Annotated in this window: 20 protein-coding genes; 8 read left to right on the forward strand and 12 right to left on the reverse strand. The window is 68.1% G+C overall.

The features are described from left to right. Positions 1-297 precede the first annotated feature (297 nt). The 6 genes from AC6H42_RS09825 to AC6H42_RS09850 all read right to left on the reverse strand — a co-directional run bounded on the left by AC6H42_RS09825 (position 298) and on the right by AC6H42_RS09850 (position 6349). Positions 298-951: a carbonic anhydrase gene (locus AC6H42_RS09825; RefSeq protein WP_057153888.1), complete on the reverse strand. Its 654-nt coding sequence runs from the start codon at positions 949-951 to the stop codon at positions 298-300. Between the two features lie 10 nt (positions 952-961). Then, on the reverse strand, positions 962-1648 hold the full coding sequence (locus AC6H42_RS09830) for a Crp/Fnr family transcriptional regulator (protein ID WP_057153887.1): 687 nt from the start codon (positions 1646-1648) through the stop codon (positions 962-964). Positions 1649-1667: 19 nt separating this feature from the next. Further along, on the reverse strand, positions 1668-3104 hold the full coding sequence (hemN, locus tag AC6H42_RS09835) for an oxygen-independent coproporphyrinogen III oxidase (RefSeq protein ID WP_057153886.1): 1437 nt from the start codon (positions 3102-3104) through the stop codon (positions 1668-1670). Further along, positions 3098-4483 carry a NarK family nitrate/nitrite MFS transporter gene (locus AC6H42_RS09840; RefSeq protein WP_057153885.1) on the reverse strand — a complete coding sequence of 462 codons (1386 nt, stop codon included), beginning with the start codon at positions 4481-4483 and terminating at the stop codon, positions 3098-3100. The genes hemN and AC6H42_RS09840 overlap by 7 nt, the downstream gene beginning before the upstream one ends. Positions 4484-4504: 21 nt before the next feature. Next, complete coding sequence (locus AC6H42_RS09845) at positions 4505-5767, reverse strand: MFS transporter (RefSeq protein ID WP_057153884.1); 1263 nt, start codon at positions 5765-5767, stop codon at positions 4505-4507. Between the two features lie 78 nt (positions 5768-5845). Further along, complete coding sequence (locus AC6H42_RS09850; protein ID WP_082551600.1) at positions 5846-6349, reverse strand: RrF2 family transcriptional regulator; 504 nt, start codon at positions 6347-6349, stop codon at positions 5846-5848. Positions 6350-6507: 158 nt separating this feature from the next. On the opposite strand from AC6H42_RS09850, the gene AC6H42_RS09855 reads away from it, so the two are divergent. From AC6H42_RS09855 to AC6H42_RS09880, 6 genes are all read left to right on the forward strand, one after another. Continuing rightward, positions 6508-8790 carry a nitric-oxide reductase large subunit gene (locus tag AC6H42_RS09855; RefSeq protein ID WP_057153883.1) on the forward strand — a complete coding sequence of 761 codons (2283 nt, stop codon included), beginning with the start codon at positions 6508-6510 and terminating at the stop codon, positions 8788-8790. A gap of 66 nt (positions 8791-8856) precedes the next feature. Then, a complete protein-coding gene (locus AC6H42_RS09860) occupies positions 8857-9120 on the forward strand; it encodes a DUF2249 domain-containing protein (RefSeq protein WP_057153882.1) in 264 nt (87 codons plus the stop codon). Positions 9121-9138: 18 nt separating this feature from the next. Further along, positions 9139-9519, forward strand: a complete 381-nt coding sequence (locus AC6H42_RS09865) for a SirB2 family protein (RefSeq protein ID WP_497547923.1) — start codon at positions 9139-9141, stop codon at positions 9517-9519. A 126-nt stretch (positions 9520-9645) separates the two neighbouring features. Beyond that, positions 9646-11682: a ribonucleoside triphosphate reductase gene (locus AC6H42_RS09870; RefSeq protein WP_497547924.1), complete on the forward strand. Its 2037-nt coding sequence runs from the start codon at positions 9646-9648 to the stop codon at positions 11680-11682. Between the two features lie 35 nt (positions 11683-11717). Then, a complete protein-coding gene (gene nrdD, locus AC6H42_RS09875; RefSeq protein WP_057153880.1) occupies positions 11718-11900 on the forward strand; it encodes an anaerobic ribonucleoside-triphosphate reductase in 183 nt (60 codons plus the stop codon). Between the two features lies 1 nt (position 11901). Then, on the forward strand, positions 11902-12609 hold the full coding sequence (locus tag AC6H42_RS09880) for an anaerobic ribonucleoside-triphosphate reductase activating protein (RefSeq protein WP_057153879.1): 708 nt from the start codon (positions 11902-11904) through the stop codon (positions 12607-12609). Positions 12610-12662: 53 nt separating this feature from the next. Here the strand turns inward: AC6H42_RS09880 and ipdC are convergent, their stop codons facing one another. From ipdC to ubiU, 5 genes are read right to left on the reverse strand one after another with little or no spacing between them, the layout of a single operon-like run. Then, positions 12663-14288, reverse strand: coding sequence for an indolepyruvate/phenylpyruvate decarboxylase (ipdC, locus tag AC6H42_RS09885; protein WP_497547925.1), 1626 nt, complete (start codon positions 14286-14288; stop codon positions 12663-12665). Then, complete coding sequence (locus tag AC6H42_RS09890; protein ID WP_057153877.1) at positions 14285-14701, reverse strand: putative zinc-binding protein; 417 nt, start codon at positions 14699-14701, stop codon at positions 14285-14287. Before AC6H42_RS09890 ends, ipdC begins: the two co-directional genes overlap by 4 nt. Before the next feature lie 23 nt (positions 14702-14724). Further along, a complete protein-coding gene (gene ubiT / locus AC6H42_RS09895; RefSeq protein ID WP_082551599.1) occupies positions 14725-15285 on the reverse strand; it encodes a ubiquinone anaerobic biosynthesis accessory factor UbiT in 561 nt (186 codons plus the stop codon). Continuing rightward, positions 15282-16187 carry a U32 family peptidase gene (locus AC6H42_RS09900; RefSeq protein ID WP_057153876.1) on the reverse strand — a complete coding sequence of 302 codons (906 nt, stop codon included), beginning with the start codon at positions 16185-16187 and terminating at the stop codon, positions 15282-15284. Before AC6H42_RS09900 ends, ubiT begins: the two co-directional genes overlap by 4 nt. A gap of 10 nt (positions 16188-16197) precedes the next feature. Continuing rightward, on the reverse strand, positions 16198-17250 hold the full coding sequence (gene ubiU, locus AC6H42_RS09905; protein ID WP_497547926.1) for a ubiquinone anaerobic biosynthesis protein UbiU: 1053 nt from the start codon (positions 17248-17250) through the stop codon (positions 16198-16200). Positions 17251-17427: 177 nt separating this feature from the next. Here ubiU and AC6H42_RS09910 point away from each other — a divergent pair, with 177 nt between their 5' ends. Continuing rightward, the gene (locus AC6H42_RS09910; protein ID WP_497547927.1) at positions 17428-17685 is read left to right on the forward strand and encodes a DUF2249 domain-containing protein; all 258 of its coding nucleotides are present in this window, start codon (positions 17428-17430) and stop codon (positions 17683-17685) included. An 11-nt stretch (positions 17686-17696) separates the two neighbouring features. Further along, on the forward strand, positions 17697-19001 hold the full coding sequence (locus AC6H42_RS09915) for a permease (protein WP_497547928.1): 1305 nt from the start codon (positions 17697-17699) through the stop codon (positions 18999-19001). 54 nt (positions 19002-19055) lie between these two features. Here AC6H42_RS09915 and AC6H42_RS09920 read toward each other — a convergent pair whose 3' ends face one another. After that, positions 19056-20153, reverse strand: a complete 1098-nt coding sequence (locus AC6H42_RS09920) for an FAD:protein FMN transferase (protein ID WP_082551598.1) — start codon at positions 20151-20153, stop codon at positions 19056-19058. Between the last annotated feature and the right edge of the window lie 71 nt (positions 20154-20224).

The raw sequence follows: 20224 nt of genomic DNA on the forward strand, positions 1-20224 counted from the left end.
CCCGGCTGCAAAAACCGTCAGAAACAACCGAAGACAGCGCCAGAGTTCCGACGGCCGATTAAGATTCCTCCTCAGAAATACCAGCAAGCTGAGCCGCATTTCAAGCATTCGGGGTCTGACCCCGAAGTGAAACAATGCGGCTCAGCCTGGCTGAACTTGGCGGAGTATGGCCAGTTCCCGCGTCGGACCCCAGACAGGGCTTATTTTTATGGATTCGGAGTTTGCGTACAGATGCAGACGTCCTGAGCCGCAATCGCCCCACTCCGGGGTCTGACCCCGAATGGGGGGGATTGCGGCTCAGGCTGGCTGGCGGGTGAGGGGGCAGACCAGGGGGAGGAATTGCTGGCGGCGGGCGGAGTAGGCCATCAGGGCGCCGCTTTCGATGTCGAAGTACCAGCCGTGCAGCTTGAGCTTGCCTTCGTCGACGCGGCGCTTGATCCAGGGGTAGGTCAGCAGGTTGTCCAGCGAATGCAGGATGCTGGCCAGCTCGCAGGCTTTGTGCTGCTCGTCCGGGCCGCGGTGGCCCAGCGTCTGCCGCACTTCGCGCGCCACCGGTTCGGCAATCTTCATCCACCGCCCCACGAAGTCGGTCTCGGCCACCGGCTGGCGCGGCCCCATCAGGGCGCGGATGCCGCCGCAGCGCGCGTGCCCCAGCACGATCACCCGCTCCACCTCCAGGTTGCATACGGCGAACTCGATCGCCGAGCTCACCCCCGGCGGCGCGTCCGGCGTGCACGGCGGCACCAGGTTGGCGATGTTGCGCACCACGAACAGGTCGCCCGGGTCGCTGCCCGTCAGCAGCATCGGGTCGACCCGCGAGTCGCAGCAGCCGATCAGCAAGGTGCCCGGCGTCTGCCGCGCGCGCAGGCTGTCGTACAGCCCGTGGGTGTCGCCGAAGTAGCGCTGCTGGAAGCGGCCGAAGCCTTGTACGAATTTTTCGATGTCTTGCATGGCGCCCTCCTCAGCCCGCGCACAGGCGCAGCGCGGCCTGGTCCAGGATCGCCACCCTGCGCCCCTTGAACGCGATCAGCTGGCGCGCGCTCAACTCTGCCATGATGCGCGAGAAGTGCTCCGGCGTGAGGCTCAGCCGCGACGCCAGCACAGCCTTCGACACCGGCAGCGTGAGCGACACCTCCCCCGCCGCTTCCTGCGCCGGCTGCTTGAGCAGGAAGGCAGCCACGCGCTCGGTGCCCGAGCGCAGCGCGTACGACTCGAGGTCGGACATCAGGCTGTGCATGCGCTGGCTCAGTCCTGCCAGCATCTTGCAGGCGAACGCCGGCGCGTTTTCAATTTCGCGGTAGATGGCCGGCTTGGCCACGTGCAGCAGCAGGCTGTCTTCCGTCGCCTGCGCGGTGACGATGTAGGGGCTGTTCATGAACATCAGCGCTTCGCCGAAGCTGTGGCCCGGCCCGATCAGTTCTATCACTTTCTCGGCCCCGTGCGCCGAGTGGAACGCCAGCTTCACGCGGCCGTACAGCACCACGTGGAAGCCGCTGCACGGGTCGCCGCGCTGGAAGATCAGGTCGCCCCGCTCCACCCGCAGCTCGGTGCAACCCAGCGCGATGCGGTCCAGCTCTTCTTCCTGCAGGGTGTTAAACAGCGGCACCCGCGACAGGAAGGTTTGGGGCTTGATTTTGTTACGGTCCATATTGGTCTCCTGCGCCGCCTCAAATGGTCGCGGAATAGCGCCGGGGCGGCGGGCCGGTTTCGGCCTGTTCATGCAGATAGCGGTCGAACACCATGCAGATGTTGCGGATCAGCAGGCGCCCGCGCAGTTTGACTTTCACGCCTTTGCTGCCGAGGCAAAGCAGGCCCTGCTCCTCCAGCGGCTTCAGGCGCTCCAGCTCGGCGGCAAAATAGCCCGCCGCGCCGCCGGGCGCGTCCAGCCCGGTGAGATCGAGCGCCGCGAAATCCAGCGCAAAGTCGCACATCAGCTTCCCGATCACGCTGCGCCGCAGGCAGTCGTCCGCGTCCAGCGCGACCCCGCGCGCCACCGGCAGGCGCCCTTCATCCAGCGCCGCATAGTAGGCCGACAGCGTCTTCTCGTTCTGGCTGTAGCAGCCGCCCACCTGGCTGATGGCCGACACGCCCAGCGCCACCATATCGCTCTCGGCGTGCGTGGAATAGCCCTGGAAATTGCGCTGCAGCCGCCCTTCCCGCTGGCTGCGCGCCAGGTCGTCCTGCGGCAGCGCAAAGTGGTCCATGCCGATGTAGACGTAGCCTGCGGCCGTGAGCCGCTCGATGCACAGCGCCAGCATGGCCAGCTTGGTCTCCGGGTCCGGCAGCGCGGCCGCATCGATCAGGCTTTGCGATTTGAACAGGTGCGGCAGGTGGGCGTAGTTGTACAGCGCCAGCCGGTCCGGCTTCAGGCCGATCACCTGCTCCAGCGTGACGGCCATGCTGTCCGGACTCTGGCACGGCAGGCCGTAGATCAGGTCCACGCTGACGGAACGGAAGCCGGCCGCGCGCGCAGCGGCCAGCACGCCGGCGGTCTGCCCGTAGGGCTGGATGCGGTTGACGGCGCGCTGCACCGCCGGGTCGAAGTCCTGGATGCCCAGGCTGACCCGGTTGAATCCCTGGCGCCGCAGCACATGCATGCGTTCGGGCGTGACGGTGCGCGGGTCGATCTCGACCGAGAATTCGCCTTCCTCGTCGGAGGCGAACGCGAACCGGCGGCGCAAACAGGCCAGCAGGCCGTCCATCTGGGCGTCGTCCAGGTAGGTGGGGGTGCCGCCGCCGAAGTGCAGCTGCTCGACCCGGTTCATGCCGGCGAACAGCGCGCCTTGCAGGCCGATCTCCCGCTCCAGGTAGTCCAGGTACTGCACCGCCTTGCCGCGGTCCTGCGTGATGATCTTGTTGCAGCCGCAGTAGTAGCACAGCGACTGGCAGAACGGGATGTGCACGTACAGCGACAGCCCGCGCGCCTGCCCTGCTTCGGCTTCGGCGCGGCGCGCCGCCACGCCGCTGCGGTAGTCCGCCTCGCCGAAGGCGGACTGGAAGCGGTCCGCACTCGGGTAAGAGGTGTAGCGCGGCCCGGCCTGGGTCAGGCGGCGCACCAGCGCCGCGTCGAACTCGACCGAGGGGGTGATGGGAATGGTTAGCATGGCATGGCCGCGTTTTTGCGTGCGTAGCACCACCAGGTGAGCGCGATGCAGCTGACGTAGAAGCCGATGAAGCACCACAGGGCCGCGCCGGGGCCGCCGGTCAGGGCGATCGAGGTGCCGTAGCTCTTGGGGATGAAGAAGGCGCCGTAGGCGGCCACCGCCGAGGTGAAGCCCAGCACCGCTGCGCCTTCCTTGTTCGCTTCGATCACGGCCTGCTCCTGCACGGCCTTGGGCTGGCCCGCGGCGGCGCGCTGGCGCTCGGTGAGGAAGATCACGGGGATCATGCGGAACGTCGAGGCGTTGCCCACGCCGGTGCCGGCGAACAGCAGCATGAACATCCAGAAGAAGCCGTTGAAGTTGCCGGCCACGCCCTCGTGCGGCAGGAACTGCAGCACGCCGTACACGGCCAGTATCATGCCGGCGAAGGTCCACACGGTGACGCGCGCGCCGCCCAGCTTGTCGGAGATGATGCCGCCCACCACGCGGGCCAACGCGCCCACCAGCGGGCCGAGGAAGGCGTACTGCAGCGGGTTCACGTCCGGGAACTGGGTCTTGATCAGCAGCGGGAAGCCGGCCGAGTAGCCGATGAAGGAGCCGAAGCTGCCGGTGTAGAGCCAGCACATGAGCCAGTTATGCTTGCGCTTGAAGATCACGGCCTGGTCGGCGAAGGACGCCTTGGCCGAGGCCAGGTCGTTCATGCCGAACCATGCCAGCAGGCTGCTGACGACGATGAACGGTACCCAGATGAAGCCTGCGTTCTGCAGCCACATGGTGGTGCTCTGGCCATTCTTGACGGCGGTCTGCGCCTCGCCGCCGATGGCGCCGAACACGCCCATGGTGATCACCAGCGGCACCACGAACTGCACCGCCGACACCCCGAGGTTGCCCAGGCCGGCGTTCATGCCCAGCGCGTAGCCTTTTTGCGATTTGGGGAAGAAGAAGCTGATGTTGGCCATGGAGGAGGCGAAATTGCCGCCGCCCAGGCCGCACAGCAGCGCCAGCACCAGCATGGTCGGATAGCCGGTGTTTACGTCCTGCACCGCGTAGCCGATGCCGATGGCCGGGATCAGCAGCGAGGCGGTGGAGATGGTGGTCCACTTGCGCCCGCCGAAGATGGGCACCATGAAGGAATAGAAGATGCGCAAGGTGGCGCCGGACAGGCCGGGCAGCGCGGTCAGCCAGAACAGCTGGTTGGTGCTGTACTGGAAGCCGATGGCCGGCAGGTTGACCACCACCACGCTCCACACCATCCACACCGCGAAGGCCAGCGCCAGCGCGGGGATGGAGATCCACAGGTTGCGGTTGGCGGTGTCGCGCCCGCCGTCGCGCCAGAAGGACGGTGCTTCGGGCTCCCAGGTACTGATTAGATATTTGCTCATGATTTCTCCTGAAAACGAGGATTAGGCAGCTTTGGCCAAGGGCGCTTGGGCGGCCGACGGGGTACCGGAGCGGCCAAACGAGTAATGCATGGACACCAGCGAGACGCACACGGTGCCGTACAACAGCATGAAGGCGCTGGAACGCACGCCGGTCAGGTCCAGCAGCGCGCCGAACATGATGGGCAGCACGAAGCCTCCCAGGCCGCCGGCCAGGCCGACCACGCCGGAGACGGCGCCGATGTTGTCGGCGAATTCATCGCCGATGAACTTGAACACCGAGGCTTTGCCGATGGCCATGGCGATGCCGACCACGAACAGCAGCGCGGTAAACATCCAGGGCGTGAGCGCCAGGTCCATCTGCAGCGGGCCGTTGACGGTCTTGACCACCATCGACGTTGGCGGATAGGACAGCAGGAAGAAGCACACCCAGCACACCCACATCACCCACCAGGTGACCTGATAGGCGCCGTAGCGGTCCGAGATCCAGCCGCCCAGCGCGCGCAGCACGCCGCCCGGCAGCGAGAAGCAGGCCGCCAGCAGCGCGGCCAGCCGCAGGTCGAAGCCGTATTCGGCCACGTAGTATTTGGTCATCCACAGCGCCAGGCCGACGTAGCCGCCGAACACCACCGAGTAGTACTGGCAGTAGCGCCACACGCGGCGGTCCTTGAGCACCTTCATCTGCTGGGCGAAACTGACCGTGCCGGCCACGTTGTGCGAGGGATCGGTGGCGCTGAACATCCAGAAGGCGATGGCGGTGATCAGCATGCCGGCCGCGTACACGGCGGGCAGCGACTGCCAGCCCCACGCCGCGATGATGGCCGGCGCCACGAACTTGGTCAGCGCGGAGCCGGAGTTGCCGGCGCCGAAAATGCCCATGGCCAGGCCGCGCCGCTCTTTCGGGAACCAGCGCGCCACGTAGGGAGTGCCAACCGAGAAGGAGCCGCCGGCCAGGCCTATCATCAGGCCCAGCGCCAGGAACTGCCAGTACTCGGTGGCCAGGCCGATCAGGTAGATGGCCGGCACGGTGGCCAGCATCAGCAGGAAGAATACGATGCGGCCGCCGTAGCGGTCGCACCAGATCCCCAGCGGCACCCGCACCAGCGAGCCGCTCAGCACGGGCATGGCGGCCAGCAGGCCGAATTGAGTCTCGTTCAGACCCAGCGATTTTTTGATGGGAATGCCGAGCACCGCGAACATCATCCACACCGCGAAGCAGATGGTGAATGCGAACGTGCTGCTGGCCAGCACGCGGACCGCTGTGCCTTCCTTGTTATTGAGTGCCACCTTGGTTCTCCCTGACAGACTATCGGATGACGTCAGGTTACGCGGCGGCGCGGCGCCCCGATATTGGCCGGAGGTGTATCACGGCAAGGCAAAAAGGCTAGCCGCCTCGTCCGAAATGACTAGTCCGGGAATCGGCGACGGTTTGGGGCCGGTCATCGGCACCGCCGCCATCGCCGGCCCCCTGCCCGGCACCAGATCGGCCAGCGTGAGCGCGTCCAGCCGCGCCAGGTAGGCGGCGGTGGCTGCCTCCAGGGCGCCTTTCAGCCCGCAGCAGCCCTGGTGCGCGCACACCTGCCCGGTGGCGCCGAAACAGGCGGCCATGTCGAAACCGGTCTCGGTGCGGCGCACCACTGCGCCGATATTGATGGCGCCCGGCGCCACACCCAGCGTGATGCCGCCGCCGCGCCCGCGCAAGGTGCGCACCAGGCCGCCGCGCGCCAGGTCCATCACCACCTTGCCCAGGTGGTGGCGCGACAGGCCGTGCAGGTCGGCGATGTCCTGGATGGTGGCCGCACTGCCGCCCCGGCGCGCCAGGAACATCAGCGTGCGCAGCGTGTAGTCGGTGTAACTGCTCAATCTCATGGCGGGCTCCCTGGCGTATCTGTTTGCTATTGGCGCCATTATTGCCCCGCCCGGAAAGCCCGGACATAACCCAGATCAAGAAAAGCTGCATTTCATTTGCCTGTTTTGTCGGCCTGGCTAAAAATCGCACTGTCCCAACCAACCATACCGAGGAAACCATGCACGCTACGCGCAAACTCTGGACCTGGCTCGCAGTCATCTGCGCCCTGTCCTTTGCCGTCCTGGGCTGGGTCGGCGCCGAGATTTACCTGGCCGCCCCGCCCATCCCGCAACGAATCGTCAGTACCGAAGGACGCCTGCTCTACTCCGAGGGGCAAGTGCAGCGCGGCCAGCAGGCCTGGCTGGCGGCCGGCGGCCAGCAGCTGGGCACTGTCTGGGGCCACGGCAGCTATGTGGCGCCGGACTGGTCGGCCGACTGGCTGCACCGCGAGGCACTGGCGCTGCGCCAGATCTGGGCCCTGCGCGAGCACAAGGCGCCCTACGAGTCGCTCGGCAAGCCGGCCCAGGCCGCGCTGGACGCGCGCGTGCAGCAGGAAATGCGCAGCAATACGTATGATCCCGGCCGCGGCGCCATCGTGCTCTCGCCGGACCGCGCCGACGCGGTGCAGGAAGTGGCGCGCCACTATACCGGCCTGTTCGGCGACGACCGCGCGCTCGACGCCCTGCGCGAGCAATACGCCATGACAGCCAACTCGCTCACCGATCCGGAAGAACTGGCGGCGCTGCCGGCCTTCGTGTTCTGGTCGGCCTGGGCGGCCGCCACCGACCGTCCCGGCGAAGCGGGCCTGAGCTACACCAGCAACTGGCCGCACGAGCCCCTGGTGGGCAACCGTCCCGGCGCCAGCGCCGGCATCTGGTCGGTGGCCAGCATCGTGCTGATGCTGGGCGCCATCGCCGCCATGGTGATGTTCCATGCGCGCAGCAGCGAGGAAGCCGATCCGGTGCCGGCCAAGGCCGACCCGCTGCTCAAGCTGGCCCCCACGCCGTCCATGCGCGCCACGCGCAAGTACTTCTTCGTGGTGATCGCGCTGATCCTGGTGCAGGTCGCCATGGGCGTCATCACCGCCCACTATGCGGTCGAGGGCCAGAGCTTCTTCGGCCTGCCGCTGGCCGACGTGCTGCCCTTCGTGGTCAGCCGCACCATCCACACCCAGTTCGCGGTGCTGTGGATCGCCACCGCCTGGCTGGCCACCGGCCTGTATATCGCGCCCGCCATTTCGGGGCATGAACCGAAATACCAGAAGCTGGGCGTAAACGTGCTGTTCTACGCGCTGCTGTTCATCGTGGCCGGGTCCACCGTCAGCGGCTGGCTGGGCACCCTGCAGCACAGGGGCAGCGCCTTTGCCTTCTGGCTCGGCAACCAGGGCCTGGAGTTCACCAGCATGGGCCGCATCTGGCAGATCCTGTTGTTCGTCGGCCTGCTGTTCTGGGTCACACTGCTGGGCCGCGCGCTGTGGCCGGCGCTGAAGAAGCCGTCCGACAGCCGCGGCCTGATTGTCATGGTGTTCCTGTCGGCGCTGTGCATCGGCGGCTTCTATGCCACTTCGCTTACCTGGGGCCGCAGCACCCACTACTCGATGGTTGAATACTGGCGCTGGTGGCTGGTGCACCTGTGGGTGGAAGGCTTCTTCGAAGTGTTCGCCACGGCCGTCATCGCCCTGCTGTTCACCCGCCTGGGCCTGATCCGCGCGGCGGCCGCCAACAGCGCCATCGTGCTGGAGACCATCGTGTTCCTGTTCGGCGGCATCCTGGGCACCCTGCACCACCTGTACTTCACCGGCACGCCTACCTTCGTCATCGCCATCGGCTCCATGTTCTCCGCGCTGGAAGTGGTGCCGCTGTCCATGCTCGGCATCGAAGCCTGGCGCAACTACCAGCGCAGCAAGGCCGCGCCGTGGGTCTCCAGCTACCGCTGGGCCATCCTGTGCTTCATCGCCGTGGGCTTCTGGAACACGGTGGGCGCCGGCCTGCTGGGCTTTGCCATCAACACCCCGATCGCGCTGTACTACATGCAGGGCCTGAACATGACCGCCGCCCACGGCCACGCCGCGCTGTTTGGCGTGTACGGCATGCTCGGCATCGGACTGCTGCTGTTCTGCCTGCGCGGCATGAGCGAGCGCGCCGCCTGGTCGGACCGCCTGCTCAGCCCCATGTTCTGGTGCCTGAACATCGGCCTGGCCATGATGGTGTTCCTGTCGCTGGCGCCGGCCGGCGTCTACCAGGCCTGGGCCAGCATCAGCACCGGCATGTGGTTCGCCCGTTCGCCTGAAGTGGTGCACTCGCCGCTGATGGAAACCCTGGTCTGGATGCGCGTGCCAGGCGACGTGGTGTTCGCAGCCGGCACGCTGTTCCTGGCGCTGTTCGCATGGCGCCTGCTGCGCGCCGGCCAGCCGCGCGCCGCCGTGGCGGCACCCGGCGCCGCCGCGGTCCGCCAGTCCTGATCCCGTAACGATTTCGCAAGCCCGGGGGCGCTATGCCGCCCCCCTTCAACTTCAAGGAGTTTCGCCATGCCCCACGATTGTTCCGCTCCCACCGCCACCGGCATCTATCCTTTTGACGCGCGCGGCGTGTCCAAGCGTTTCCGCCATGCCGCCATCTTCGGCGCGCTGCAATCCCTGCAGCCCGGCGAGGTGATGCGCTTCTGTAACGACCATGACCCGCTGCCGCTGCTGCGCCAGATCGACCAGGTCTTCGGCCCCCGCGTGCGCGCCGCCTATGTATCCCGCACGCCGGGCGAGATACTGATCGACTTCCTGATCGTGGCAGAATGAGGCAATGAGGGACGACGAATGATGGACTACCATGTGCTCAAGCTGATACACGTCAGCTGCGTCGCCGCCAGCGTCAGCCTGTTCCTGCTGCGCGGCGCCGGCATGTGGTGCGGCGCCGCCTGGACCGCACAGCGCTGGACGCGCACCGTACCGCCGCTGATCGACACCCTGCTGCTGGCCAGCGCCGTCACGCTGGCCTGGACCAGCGGCCAGTCGCCGCTGGTCCAGCCCTGGCTGGCCGCCAAGCTCGGCGCCGTGGCGCTCTACATCGTTCTCGGCGCCTTCGCGCTCAAGCGCGCCCGCACCCGCACCGGCCGGCGCGCCGCCCTGCTGGCCGCCATGGCCACGCTGGCCTACATCATCGCGGTCGCCGTCACCAAGCAGGCCTGGCCACTGTAACGCCGCTGTAGGACCGGTCTTAAGCCAGATCAAGAAATTCAAAAACAGCGCCCGCAGCTGTTGACCCCACTACATACAGTGCCTAATCTGAGCACTCACACCACATCTAGTAGCCAAGGAGGACATGTGCTCTTCGCATCACCCCATACCAGCATCATCAAGCGCGACGGCGCCGGCCAGCCCTTCGACCCGGCCAAGATCCACTCGGCGCTGCGCCGTGCGGGGGAAGCCAGCGGCGAATTCGACGCCGCCACGGCGGCCCAGCTGACCCAGCTGGTGCTCACCTACCTCGGCACCCAGCGGCAGGCCACGCCTGGCGCCGCGCATGGCCTCTCGCAAGATAGCCCGCTGGATGTCGAGAACGTGCAGGACCAGGTGGAGCGCGCACTGTACGAGAGCGGCAACCGCGCCACGCTGCGCGCCTTCATCGTCTACCGCGAACAGCACCGCCGCCTGCGCCAGGACCGCAGCTCGCTGGTGGACGTCGTAGCCTCGGTCAACGAGTACCTGAACCGCCAGGACTGGCGCGTGAACGCCAATGCCAACCAGGGCTACTCGCTGGGCGGCCTGATACTGAACGTGTCCGGCAAGGTGATCGCCAACTACTGGCTGGACCACGTCTACCCGCCGGCCGTCGGCCAGGCCCACCGCGAAGCGGACCTGCATATCCACGATCTCGACATGCTGGCCGGCTACTGCGCCGGCTGGTCGCTGCGCACCCTGCTCAACGAAGGCCTGAACGGCGTGCCGGGCAAGGTGGAGTCGGCCCCGCCGCGCCACATGTCCAGCGCCATCGGCCAGATCGTCAACTTCCTCGGCACCTTGCAGAACGAATGGGCCGGCGCGCAGGCCTTCAGTTCCTTCGACACCTACATGGCGCCTTTCGTGCGCAACGACGGCCTGGATTACGCCGCCGTGAAGCAAGCCATGCAGGAACTGATCTACAACCTCAACGTGCCTTCGCGCTGGGGCACCCAGACGCCGTTTACCAACCTGACTTTCGACTGGGTTTGTCCGGAAGACCTGCGCGGGCAGATCCCGCACATCGCCGGCCAGCCCATGCCGTTCAGCTACGGCGAACTGCAGGCCGAGATGGACATGATCAACCGCGCCTATATCGAAGTCATGATGGCGGGCGACGCCAAGGGCCGCGCCTTCACCTTCCCCATCCCGACCTACAACATCACGCCCGACTTCGACTGGCACAGCCCGAACGCCGAGCTGCTGTTCGAAATGACGGCGCGCTACGGCCTGCCCTATTTCCAGAACTTCATCAACTCGGAACTGAAGCCGAACATGATACGGTCCATGTGCTGCCGCCTGCAGCTGGACCTGCGCGAACTGCTCAAGCGCGGCAACGGCCTGTTTGGCTCGGCCGAGCAGACCGGGTCGCTGGGCGTGGTCACCATCAACTGCGCGCGCCTGGGCTATCTGCACCGGGGCGACGAGGCCGCGCTGCTGGCCGCGCTCGATGTGCTGCTCGAGCTGGGCAAGCAAAGCCTGGAGATCAAGCGCAAGGTGATACAGCGCCACATGGACAACGGCCTGTTCCCGTACACCAAGCGCTACCTGGGCACGCTGCGCAACCACTTCTCCACGCTGGGCGTAAACGGCGTCAACGAGATGATACGCAACTTCAGCGCCGGCGCGGACGACATCACCTCCGAGGCAGGCCGCGCCTTCGCCCTGCGCCTGCTGGACCACGTGCGCGCGCGCATGCTGGAATTCCAGGAGGAGACCGGCCATATGTACAACCTGGAAGCCACGCCGGCCGAGGGCACCACCTACCGCTTCGCGCGCGAAGACCGCAAGCGCTATCCAGACATCCTGCAGGCCGGCACGCCGGACATGCCCTACTACACCAACTCCTCGCAACTGCCGGTCGGCTACACGGACGATCCCTTCGAGGCGCTGCAGCAGCAGGATGCGCTGCAGCGCAAGTACACCGGCGGCACCGTGCTGCACCTGTACATGACGGAAGCGCTGTCCAGCGCGGACGCCTGCCGCACGCTGGTGAAGCGCTCGCTGAGCCGCTTCGGCCTGCCCTACATCACGGTCACGCCCACGTTCTCGATCTGCCCCAAGCACGGCTACCTGAGCGGACGCCATCCCTTCTGTCCCAAGTGCGACGATGACCTCATCGCACGCAAACTGGCCGCCTGAGGCCCCGATTTTACCCACCACTGAAAAGGAAGACCATGCAAGCTACCAACAACGCCATCGCCACCACCGGCAACCTGATGCTGGACGACAGCGAGCGCCAGCCGTGCGAAATCTGGACCCGCGTGATGGGCTACCACCGTCCGCTGTCGTCCTTCAACATCGGCAAGCAGGGCGAGTTCCACGAGCGCCAGTATTTCACCGAAGCGGCGTCGCACTAAGATGGACGGCGGACAGCTGAACGTGGGCGGCTTTACGCCGTTCTCGGCCACCGACTATCCCGGCCAGCTGGCCGCCGTGGTGTTCGTGCAGGGCTGCGCCTGGCGTTGCGGCTACTGCCACAATCCCGAGCTGCAAGCGCGCCCGCGCACCAGCCCCCTCTCCTGGCCACGGCTGCTGGAACGGCTGGAAGGACGCGCCGGCCTGCTGGACGCGGTGGTTTTCAGCGGCGGCGAGCCGACCACCGACCCGGCGCTGCCGGCCGCCATCGCGCAGGTGCGCGCGCTCGGCTTCAAGGTGGGGCTGCACACGGCCTGCATCTACCCGGAGCGGCTAAGGCGCGTGCTGCCGCTGCTGGACTGGATCGGTTTTGACGTGAAGGCGCCGTTCGAGGACTACGCCAGCGTGACCGGCGTGCCCGGCAGCGGACGCCAGGCGGAGCAATGCGTGCGCGCCATCCTGGACAGCGGCGTGGCGTACGAGTGCCGCACCACGGCGCATTCCGGCCTGTTGCCGCCCGCCTCGCTGGAACGGCTGGCAGCCACGCTGGCGGACATGGGCGTGCAACACTATGTGCTGCAGCAGTTCCGCGCCACCGGCTGCCGCGATGCCGCACTCAATCTTCAGGCGCTGCCGGGATACCCCGACGAGGCGCTGGCCTCCCGCATGGCGCCGCTGTTTCCGCGCTTTATGCTGAGGCAGGCGCACTAGCCTCGGACGGCGCAGGCGGGTTAGCACGCAGTGCCTAACCCGCCAAAGCAAGCTCACCCCGCCGCCTGCAGGCGTTTCACGCCCGCCACGAAGCGCGCCAGCGTATCGGACTGCGCCCCCTTCGGCAGCATGGCTTCAATCAGCTGGAAGCGCCCGCGCGTAGCCAGCGCCTTATCCAGCGCCTGCCTGAGCTGCGCGCGCGATTCGACGCGGTAGCCATCCCCGCCCAGCGCCGCCGCCATGTCGGCGAAGCGCCAGTCGCTCAGATCGTTGTAGCGCGCCTCCGGCTGGAAGGCGCGCAGCATCTCCCAGCCGCAGTTGTTGAACACGATGACCACCGGGTCCCAACCATAGCGCTGGCAGTTGCCCAGCTCCCAGCCCGTCATCTGGAAAGCGCCGTCGCCCACCAGTACCAGCGGCCGCCGTCCGGCCGACGCCTGCAGACCCAGCCCGGCCGGCACGCCGTAGCCCATGGTGGCGTAATAGCCCGGCGCCAGCAGCCCGCCGCCGTCGATATCGAGTGCGGTAAAAAAGCAGTCGCCGATATCGGACACGATGGGCATTGGCCCGGCCTGGGCCAGCGCGTCGTTGACCGCGCGCGCGATGTCCATCGGCGCCACCGGCCCGCCATCCGCGCGCAGCTCGCGCGGATAGCGCACCGGCTGCTGCGGCGGCGCCTGCGCCGCGACCGGGGCGCCTTGGGCAAGCAAGGCGTCGATCAGCGCTTCCAGCGGAATGCCTGGATAGACGTGATGGCCCAGCGCCACCTGGCCGTCGAGCGCCTGGATGCTGCCGCGCATGTCGATCTTGCGCGCAGAGACGCCGAAATTGGTATCCGACAGCAGCACGCCCAGCATCAGCAGCGCATCGGCCTCCTCGACCGCGCGCGTAACGGCCGGATCGCCCGCCACGCCGAGATAGGTTCCCAGCAGCGGCGCGTCCTCGTCAGCCAGCAGGCCGCGCCCCATGATCGTGGTGGCCACCGGCACGCGCAGCAGCTGCGCCAGGCGCGCCACCTTGTGCTCGATCCCGTAGCGCCGTATCTCGATGCCGACCAGCAGCAGCGGCCGGCGAGCATCCGAGAGCCGCCGCAGCACTTCGGCGGCGCAGGCGCGCACGGCGTCCGGATCGGCTGCCGGCGGCGGCAGCACCGGCACCGGCGCGCTAGGCGCCGCCACCATGTCGCGCGGCAGCTCGATGTACACGGGGCGCGACTGCGCCACGCAGTTCGCCAGCGCGCGGGCAATCAGCGCCGGCGCTTCGGCGGCGTTGTCGAGCACCACCTGGTCGCAGGTGATCTCGCGGAAGATGGCCAACTGCGAATCGAGGCTGCGGGTCTGGTGGTGCAGCAGGAAGCCGTTGCTGCGCTCACGGGCGCCCGGTGCGCCGGAAATGACCACCAGCGGCACCTTCTCGGCGTAGGAAGCGGCCACCGCGTTGACCATGTTGAGCGCACCGGCGCCGTAGGTGATGACGGCCACGCCCAGGCCGCCGCCGTAGCGCGCGGCCGCGTCGGCGGCGAAGCCGACGCCGGGTTCGTGGCTGAGGGTGTACAGCGGCAGCGCGGCCGCTTGCTCAGCCTGCTGGAAGAACGGCAGCACGAAGTCGCCCGGCAGGCCGAACAGCTCGCGCGCACCGTACGCCTTGAGCGCCTGCAGCAGGGAGGTGGACAGGTTCATGTGGTAATTTCCTCGATGGTGTTCGGCTCGGCGTCCATGGCCTCGGACCGGGGCGCCAGCATGGCCTCGACCGCGCGCGCCACGCGCACCGCTTGCTGCGGGTCGTGGCGGGTGTGGTATTTCTTCTTTACGCCCATCTGCGGCAGCAGTACATGGTGGGTGGCTTCGATGCCGTGCTGCGCCAGGCAATGCCGCACGCACGCCAGCGCGCAGCCGTCGATGGCAATGATGGTGCGGCCCGACCTGGCCAGCCGCACCAGCGGCGCGACGCCGCCGCCGACACCGGCGATGCAGGACATTTCCGCGCTGCCCCGGCTATCCAGCTCCAGCGCGGCGGCGTTGGCCGTCTGTGCGGCGCTGGAACAGCCGGAACACGAATACACCAGCGGCAGCGCCGCGTCTTTGTGGCTCATGATGCCCTCCTAGTTGATTGTGGCTAGCGGAGGCCGGACTTCCCGAACCGGCCCAGGTTGCGCAGCCAGGCCAGCACTGCGTGCCGCGCCGCCTCCGGCAGCGGTGTGTCGATTGCGTCCAGCGTGTTCTTCACGAGCAGCCCCAGCTCGGTGTCGCCCGACATGGACAGGCGCCGGCTGAAGAACAGCGTGTCGGGGTCTTCCTCGCGGCGGGCCAGCGCCAGCAGGTCGCGCGCGCTGGCGGCGATTTCCAGGTCGGCCGCAGGGCCGCGCGGCAGGCCGGCGAAACGCTCGCCGCGCCATTCATAGTCGAACGACAGCGCGGCGTCGCTGACGGTCAGGCGCAGGCGGCGCCCCAGCAGGCTGGCGCGCACGTCGTCCGGCAGATAGGGCCGTAGCGCGATGTTGAGCGCGGCGGCAAACAGCAGCGAGCCTGGCAGCGGCGGCAGCTTGCCCAGTATTGCCGCCATTGCGGGCGGCAGTGCAGCGGGAGGCAATCCAGGCCCCGCGCCGGATGCGGAACCGGAAGGCGGCAGCGCGCGGCTGGCCGGACCGGTGAAGTGCTTGCGCTCGGCGCCGTTCATGCGGCCTCCGCGTAGTGCTGCGCCAGGCCCGGTTCGCCGTGCCAGTAGCCGTTGCAGGCCGCGCCGGCCGCCAGCGGCAGCAGGCTGTCCGGTGCCGGTTCGGCGCCGCGCCGCAGCGCGTCGAAAGCGGCCAGTACACCCGCCGTACCTTGGGACTGGGGACTGATGCGCAGCACGTCGACGCCCATGGCCTCCAGTTCACCGACCTCGCCGGCCAGGCTGTAGTGCTGGGCCGACTGCGTCTGTGTACCGTTCAACACCAGGAAAGGCTGCTGCTCGCGCGTTTGCATCAGCAGGCCGTCCGGGTGTTCCAGGCAGCTGAACTGGCAATTGTCCTTGGGCAGATTGCGGTTGCGCGCGGTGAAGCAGCGCGCCGAGAACGCCAGCGGCATGCGGCCGTAGGCAAACACCTCGGTCTGCATGCCCTTTGGACGGCCGCGCTGCATGGGCGCCAGCCCGGCCCGTCCCATCTCCAGCGGCATCACCCAGCGCCGCGCGCCCAGGCCGTGCAGCAACTCCAGCGTGGGCACATTGTAGACATTCAGTTGCGGCCCCGCCACGAAGCCGGCGGCAGGCGCGCCTTCGCCGCACAGCAGGTTGACGGCCCCCATGTCGCCAGCCTCGACCTGGTAATGGCCGTTGGCGGCGATGCGGCGCAGCGCGGTCACGTCGGCGCTCGATTCGAGCAGGGCCAGCGTGGACAGCACGACTTCCTTGCCCGCCGCCTCCAGCATGGCGGCAATTGCCAGCCAGTCGGCCAGGCGCAGCTCGTGGCGGCGGGAGCACACGGTTTCACCCAGGTAGACGATGTCGGCAGGACCTGCGGCCACTTCCTCGTAAAAGGCCTGCACGGTGTTCTTGGGCCAGTAGTACAGCAATGGCCCCAGTGCCAGTTTCAGCATGATGTTCCCCTCATTTCCATGCGCGGTGATAGGCGCCCAGCGTGTGCTGCTGGCCTTCCGCCACCTTGTTCAGTTCCGCCATCCAGGCCGGCTTGACGGCGTAGCGCGCCGACGGCGCGCTGCACTGGTCTATCGCTTCGCGCCACACGCGCGTCACTTGCGCCACATAGGCCGGGCTGCGCTGGCGCCCCTCGATCTTCACTGCGCGCACGCCCATCGCCAGCAGCTTGGGCAGCAGCTCCAGGGTATTCAGGCTGGTGGGCTCTTCGACCGCGTAGTAGGTTTCGCCTTCGACGTCGAAGCGGCCCTTGCACAGCGTGGGGTAGCTGGCGTTCTCGCCATCCTGGTAGCGGTCGATCAGCACGCCGTTCAGGCGCGCGTCCAGACCCTGCGGCGACGGCTGCCAGCGCACCGCCTTGGCCGGCGAGCATACGCCGTGCGTGTTGGGCGACTCGCCCGTGACGTAGGAGGACAGCGCGCAGCGCCCTTCCACCATCACGCACAGGCTGCCAAAGCCGAATACCTCGATTTCCACGCCGGTGTTGGCAATCACGTGCTCCACCTGCGCCAGCGACAGCACGCGCGGCAGCACCGCGCGCGCCACGCCGAACTGGCGCTGGTAGAAGTTGATGGCCTCGGCATTGGTGGCCGATCCTTGTACCGAAAGGTGCAGCCGCAGCTCCGGATAGTGGTCGGCGGCGTAGCGCATCAGGCCGGGGTCGGCCAGGATCACCGCGTCGATGCCGGCCTGCGCCGCGCGCGCGATGGCGCCGCGCCACAGGTCGGTGGAGGACGGCTGCGGATAGGTGTTCAGCGCCAGCAGCACTTTGCGTCCGCGCTGGTGGGCATAGGCGATGCCCTGGGCAATGGCGGCGTCGTCGAAATTGAGGCCGGCGAAGTTGCGCGCATTGGTCGCGTCGCGAAAGCCGAGATAGACACAGTCGGCGCCGTTGTCGACGGCCGCCTTCAGCGCAGGCAGGCTGCCTGCGGGGCAAACCAGTTCGATGCCCGCCGCGCCGGTTTGGGCGCCGGCTGCGGCATCATGTGATGCAGTAAGACTCATGGTGTTCGCTTTACGTCAGTGGAGAAACCGGCAGCACGCCGGTGCTGCCGCACTGTAACGCGGGGGCAAGGCGGCAATCCTTGATCTGTATCAAGGAAGAGCGACTTGCGGGAATGTGACAATCGGTGCACCCATTTATGTCTCTGTTTTACGCCTCTCACCCCGCGGAAGAATTCCATGAAAACCAAGCAGAACCTGAACCCCTTGCCCAATGGCCGTGCCGTGCCGCTCGATGTGCGCGGCCTGCCGCCGCCGGAACCCATGCAGCACATCATGGATGCGCTGGAGAACCTGGCGCAGGACGACGTGCTGCACGTTGCCATGGATCGCGAACCGCATCCGCTGTTCGGAATCCTGGAACGCGACGGCTATCGCCACGAGGGCCACTGGACCGGCGACGGCTACGCCCTGCGCATCTGGCAAGCCTTCGCCTGACGGGTCCCGCCATGCAACGCGCCCTGAGCTTTGAACACAACCCGTCGCTGTCGCTGCCGCTGCGCTTCCTGCTGTGCGCCCCCCTGTTCGCGGCGCTGGCCGCCGCGGTCCTGCTGTGGCATGGCGAAGCGGCGTTTGCCAGCCGCTGGACGCCGGGCATGCTGGCTGCCACCCACCTGCTGACGCTGGGCTGCGTGAGCATGGCCATCATCGGTGCGCTGCTGCAGCTGTTGCCCGCAGTGGCGGGCATCGGCCTGCCGCAGTCCAGGGGCCGCACGGTGCACGCCGGACTATGCGCCGGCACGCTGCTGCTGGCAGCCGGCTTCCTGTCTGCGCAGCCGGTGCTGTTCGCGCTGGCCATGGCGCTGCTGCTGCCTTCCCTGCTGCTGATGCTGGCGCGCTGCGCGGCCGGCCTGTGGCAGCACCACGCGGCGGGCGCCAGCGCCATGATGGCGGCGATCCGCGTGGCACTGGCGGCGCTGGCCGTTACTGCCGTCCTCGGTGCACTGCTGGGCAGCCAGTTCGCCTGGCCCGGCAGTGCTGCCCTGCCCTTGCTGCCATTGACGGACCTGCACGCCATGTGGGGCATGCTGGGCTGGGCCGGGCTGACGGTGATCGGCGTGGCCTACCAGGTGGTGCCGATGTTCCAGGTAACCGAGACTTATCCGGACTGGCTTACGCGCGGTTTGACCACCTGGCTGTTCCTGCTGCTGGTGGCGGTGTCGATCGCCAGCCGCCTGGACGAGGCGCCGGCGCGCCACTTCACGCAAGCGGGCATGGCGCTGGGCGCGGCCGGCTACGGCGCGTTCGCGGCCGTCACCATCGCGCTGCTGCTGCGCCGCAAGCGGCCGCGCCCCGAGCCGGCCACGCTGTTCTGGTATACCTCCGTGGGCAGCCTGCTGGCGGCCTGCGTGCTGGTGCTGCTGCCATGGGACACGGCCGACGCCGGCTTGCCGCTGGCGCTGGGCGCACTGCTGCTGGCGGGCTTCGCACTGTCCGTCATCAACGGCATGCTGTACCAGATCGTGCCTTTCCTGCTGTGGTACCACCTTCAAAGCACGCTGCCCGGCGGCTGCCGTTCGGTGCCAGGCGTGCGCAAGATCATTCCGGAAGCATGGGCGCAGCGCCAGTTCGGCCTGCACCTGGCGGCACTGGCGCTGCTGCTGGCGGCCTGCCGGCGGCCTGACCTGCTGGCGCGCCCTGCGGCCGGCATGATGCTGGCATCCTGCCTGGCGCTGATGTTCAACCTGGGATATGCGCTGCGCCTGTACTGGCGCCTGCGCGGGGCGATGCCAGAAGGCGCGCTGGCCGCGTGATGCAGCCAACGCCGGAACCTGACCGCGCGCCGCAGGACGGGCGCGCTTCCGTTTTCAGACCCGGCCCGAGATGCGGCGCCGCATGGCGGCCGTCATGGAGACCCCGCCCTCGTCGGCCACCAGCAGGGCTTGCGGCAAACCGAGTTGGCCGGCCATGGCCTGCCACCGTGCGGCGCCGGCGATGAACAGCGGCTTGCTGTTGCCGTCCGAACGCAGGCCCGCGTCCGCGCCGCCACCGGCCAGCACCGTCACCGAGGCGGCGCCCAGCGCCGGCATGCCGGTGCGCGGATCGATGATGTGCGCGCGGCGCTGTCCGTTCTCAAGCACATAGCGTTCATAATCGCCGCTGGTGCCGATGGCTTCGTTGTCGCGCAACCCGACGGTCGCCAGCGTGGCGGCCGCGCGCGGGTCGCGGATGCCGACCTGCCATGGCCTGCTCCCCGGCTGGCCGATCGCCAGCACATTGCCGCCGATGTTGATCAGCGCGGCCTGCACGCCTGCCGCGCGCAGGATGGCGGCGCCGCGGTCCAGCGCATAGCCCTTGGCATAGCCGCCCAGATCGATCCGCACCGCGGGATTGACGCTGGCGATGCGGGTGCCCGCAATGCGCAGGTCCGACAGGCGCGGATTGGCCGCGACCCAGTGGCGCAGCTCGGCGCGGTCCGGCGCGGCTTTGCCGGTCGCGCCGCCCTGGAAGCCCCACAGCCGCAGCAGGTGCCCGATGGCGGGGTTGAACAGGTGCTCCGAGCGTTCGGCCAGCCGCGCCGCCGACTGCAGCAGCATGGCCATTTCGGCGTCCGCATGGAACGGCAGGCCACGCGCAACGTGCTGGTTCAGCTCCGTCAGCATGCCGGGCTGCCAGGCGTGGAATTTGTGGTGCAGGCGGTCGAATTCGGCCAGCACGGCAGCGCCCAGCTCCTGGGCGCGCTGCGTGGAGCCGTCATGGATGGTGATGCCAACCGTGGTGCCGAACACGTGGCCCCAAGTGTGGTGGTTGCGCGGCTCGCTGCCGCAGGCGGCCAGCCCGGCCAGTCCGGCAGGCGCCGCCAGCGCCGCCGACAGGATGCGCAGCGCGGAGCGCCTGCCGCCTGCGGCGGAGGTGGCGGCAGGCGCTGCGCGCGGCGCAACCGCCCTGTCCGATAAAGTACTCATGGTAGTCCTTCCCGGCGGCGGGGCCCCCGGGCCCGGTCACCGCCCCCCCGGGGCCGGCCGGCAGGGTTGTG

Source organism: Massilia sp. NBRC 108631, assembly GCF_059704565.1.

Coding starts and splice junctions, on each gene's coding strand:
- AC6H42_RS09840 (WP_057153885.1), bottom strand. CDS start 4,483: ATGAGCAAATATCTAATCAGTACCTGGGAGCCCGAAGCACCGTCCTTC.
- AC6H42_RS09910 (WP_497547927.1), top strand. CDS start 17,428: ATGAAAACCAAGCAGAACCTGAACCCCTTGCCCAATGGCCGTGCCGTG.
- AC6H42_RS09880 (WP_057153879.1), top strand. CDS start 11,902: ATGGACGGCGGACAGCTGAACGTGGGCGGCTTTACGCCGTTCTCGGCC.
- hemN (WP_057153886.1), bottom strand. CDS start 3,104: ATGCTAACCATTCCCATCACCCCCTCGGTCGAGTTCGACGCGGCGCTG.
- AC6H42_RS09865 (WP_497547923.1), top strand. CDS start 9,139: ATGATGGACTACCATGTGCTCAAGCTGATACACGTCAGCTGCGTCGCC.
- AC6H42_RS09900 (WP_057153876.1), bottom strand. CDS start 16,187: ATGCTGAAACTGGCACTGGGGCCATTGCTGTACTACTGGCCCAAGAAC.
- nrdD (WP_057153880.1), top strand. CDS start 11,718: ATGCAAGCTACCAACAACGCCATCGCCACCACCGGCAACCTGATGCTG.
- ubiT (WP_082551599.1), bottom strand. CDS start 15,285: ATGAACGGCGCCGAGCGCAAGCACTTCACCGGTCCGGCCAGCCGCGCG.
- AC6H42_RS09915 (WP_497547928.1), top strand. CDS start 17,697: ATGCAACGCGCCCTGAGCTTTGAACACAACCCGTCGCTGTCGCTGCCG.
- AC6H42_RS09890 (WP_057153877.1), bottom strand. CDS start 14,701: ATGAGCCACAAAGACGCGGCGCTGCCGCTGGTGTATTCGTGTTCCGGC.
- AC6H42_RS09860 (WP_057153882.1), top strand. CDS start 8,857: ATGCCCCACGATTGTTCCGCTCCCACCGCCACCGGCATCTATCCTTTT.
- AC6H42_RS09920 (WP_082551598.1), bottom strand. CDS start 20,153: ATGAGTACTTTATCGGACAGGGCGGTTGCGCCGCGCGCAGCGCCTGCC.
- AC6H42_RS09855 (WP_057153883.1), top strand. CDS start 6,508: ATGCACGCTACGCGCAAACTCTGGACCTGGCTCGCAGTCATCTGCGCC.
- AC6H42_RS09850 (WP_082551600.1), bottom strand. CDS start 6,349: ATGAGATTGAGCAGTTACACCGACTACACGCTGCGCACGCTGATGTTC.
- AC6H42_RS09825 (WP_057153888.1), bottom strand. CDS start 951: ATGCAAGACATCGAAAAATTCGTACAAGGCTTCGGCCGCTTCCAGCAG.
- ubiU (WP_497547926.1), bottom strand. CDS start 17,250: ATGAGTCTTACTGCATCACATGATGCCGCAGCCGGCGCCCAAACCGGC.
- AC6H42_RS09830 (WP_057153887.1), bottom strand. CDS start 1,648: ATGGACCGTAACAAAATCAAGCCCCAAACCTTCCTGTCGCGGGTGCCG.
- ipdC (WP_497547925.1), bottom strand. CDS start 14,288: ATGAACCTGTCCACCTCCCTGCTGCAGGCGCTCAAGGCGTACGGTGCG.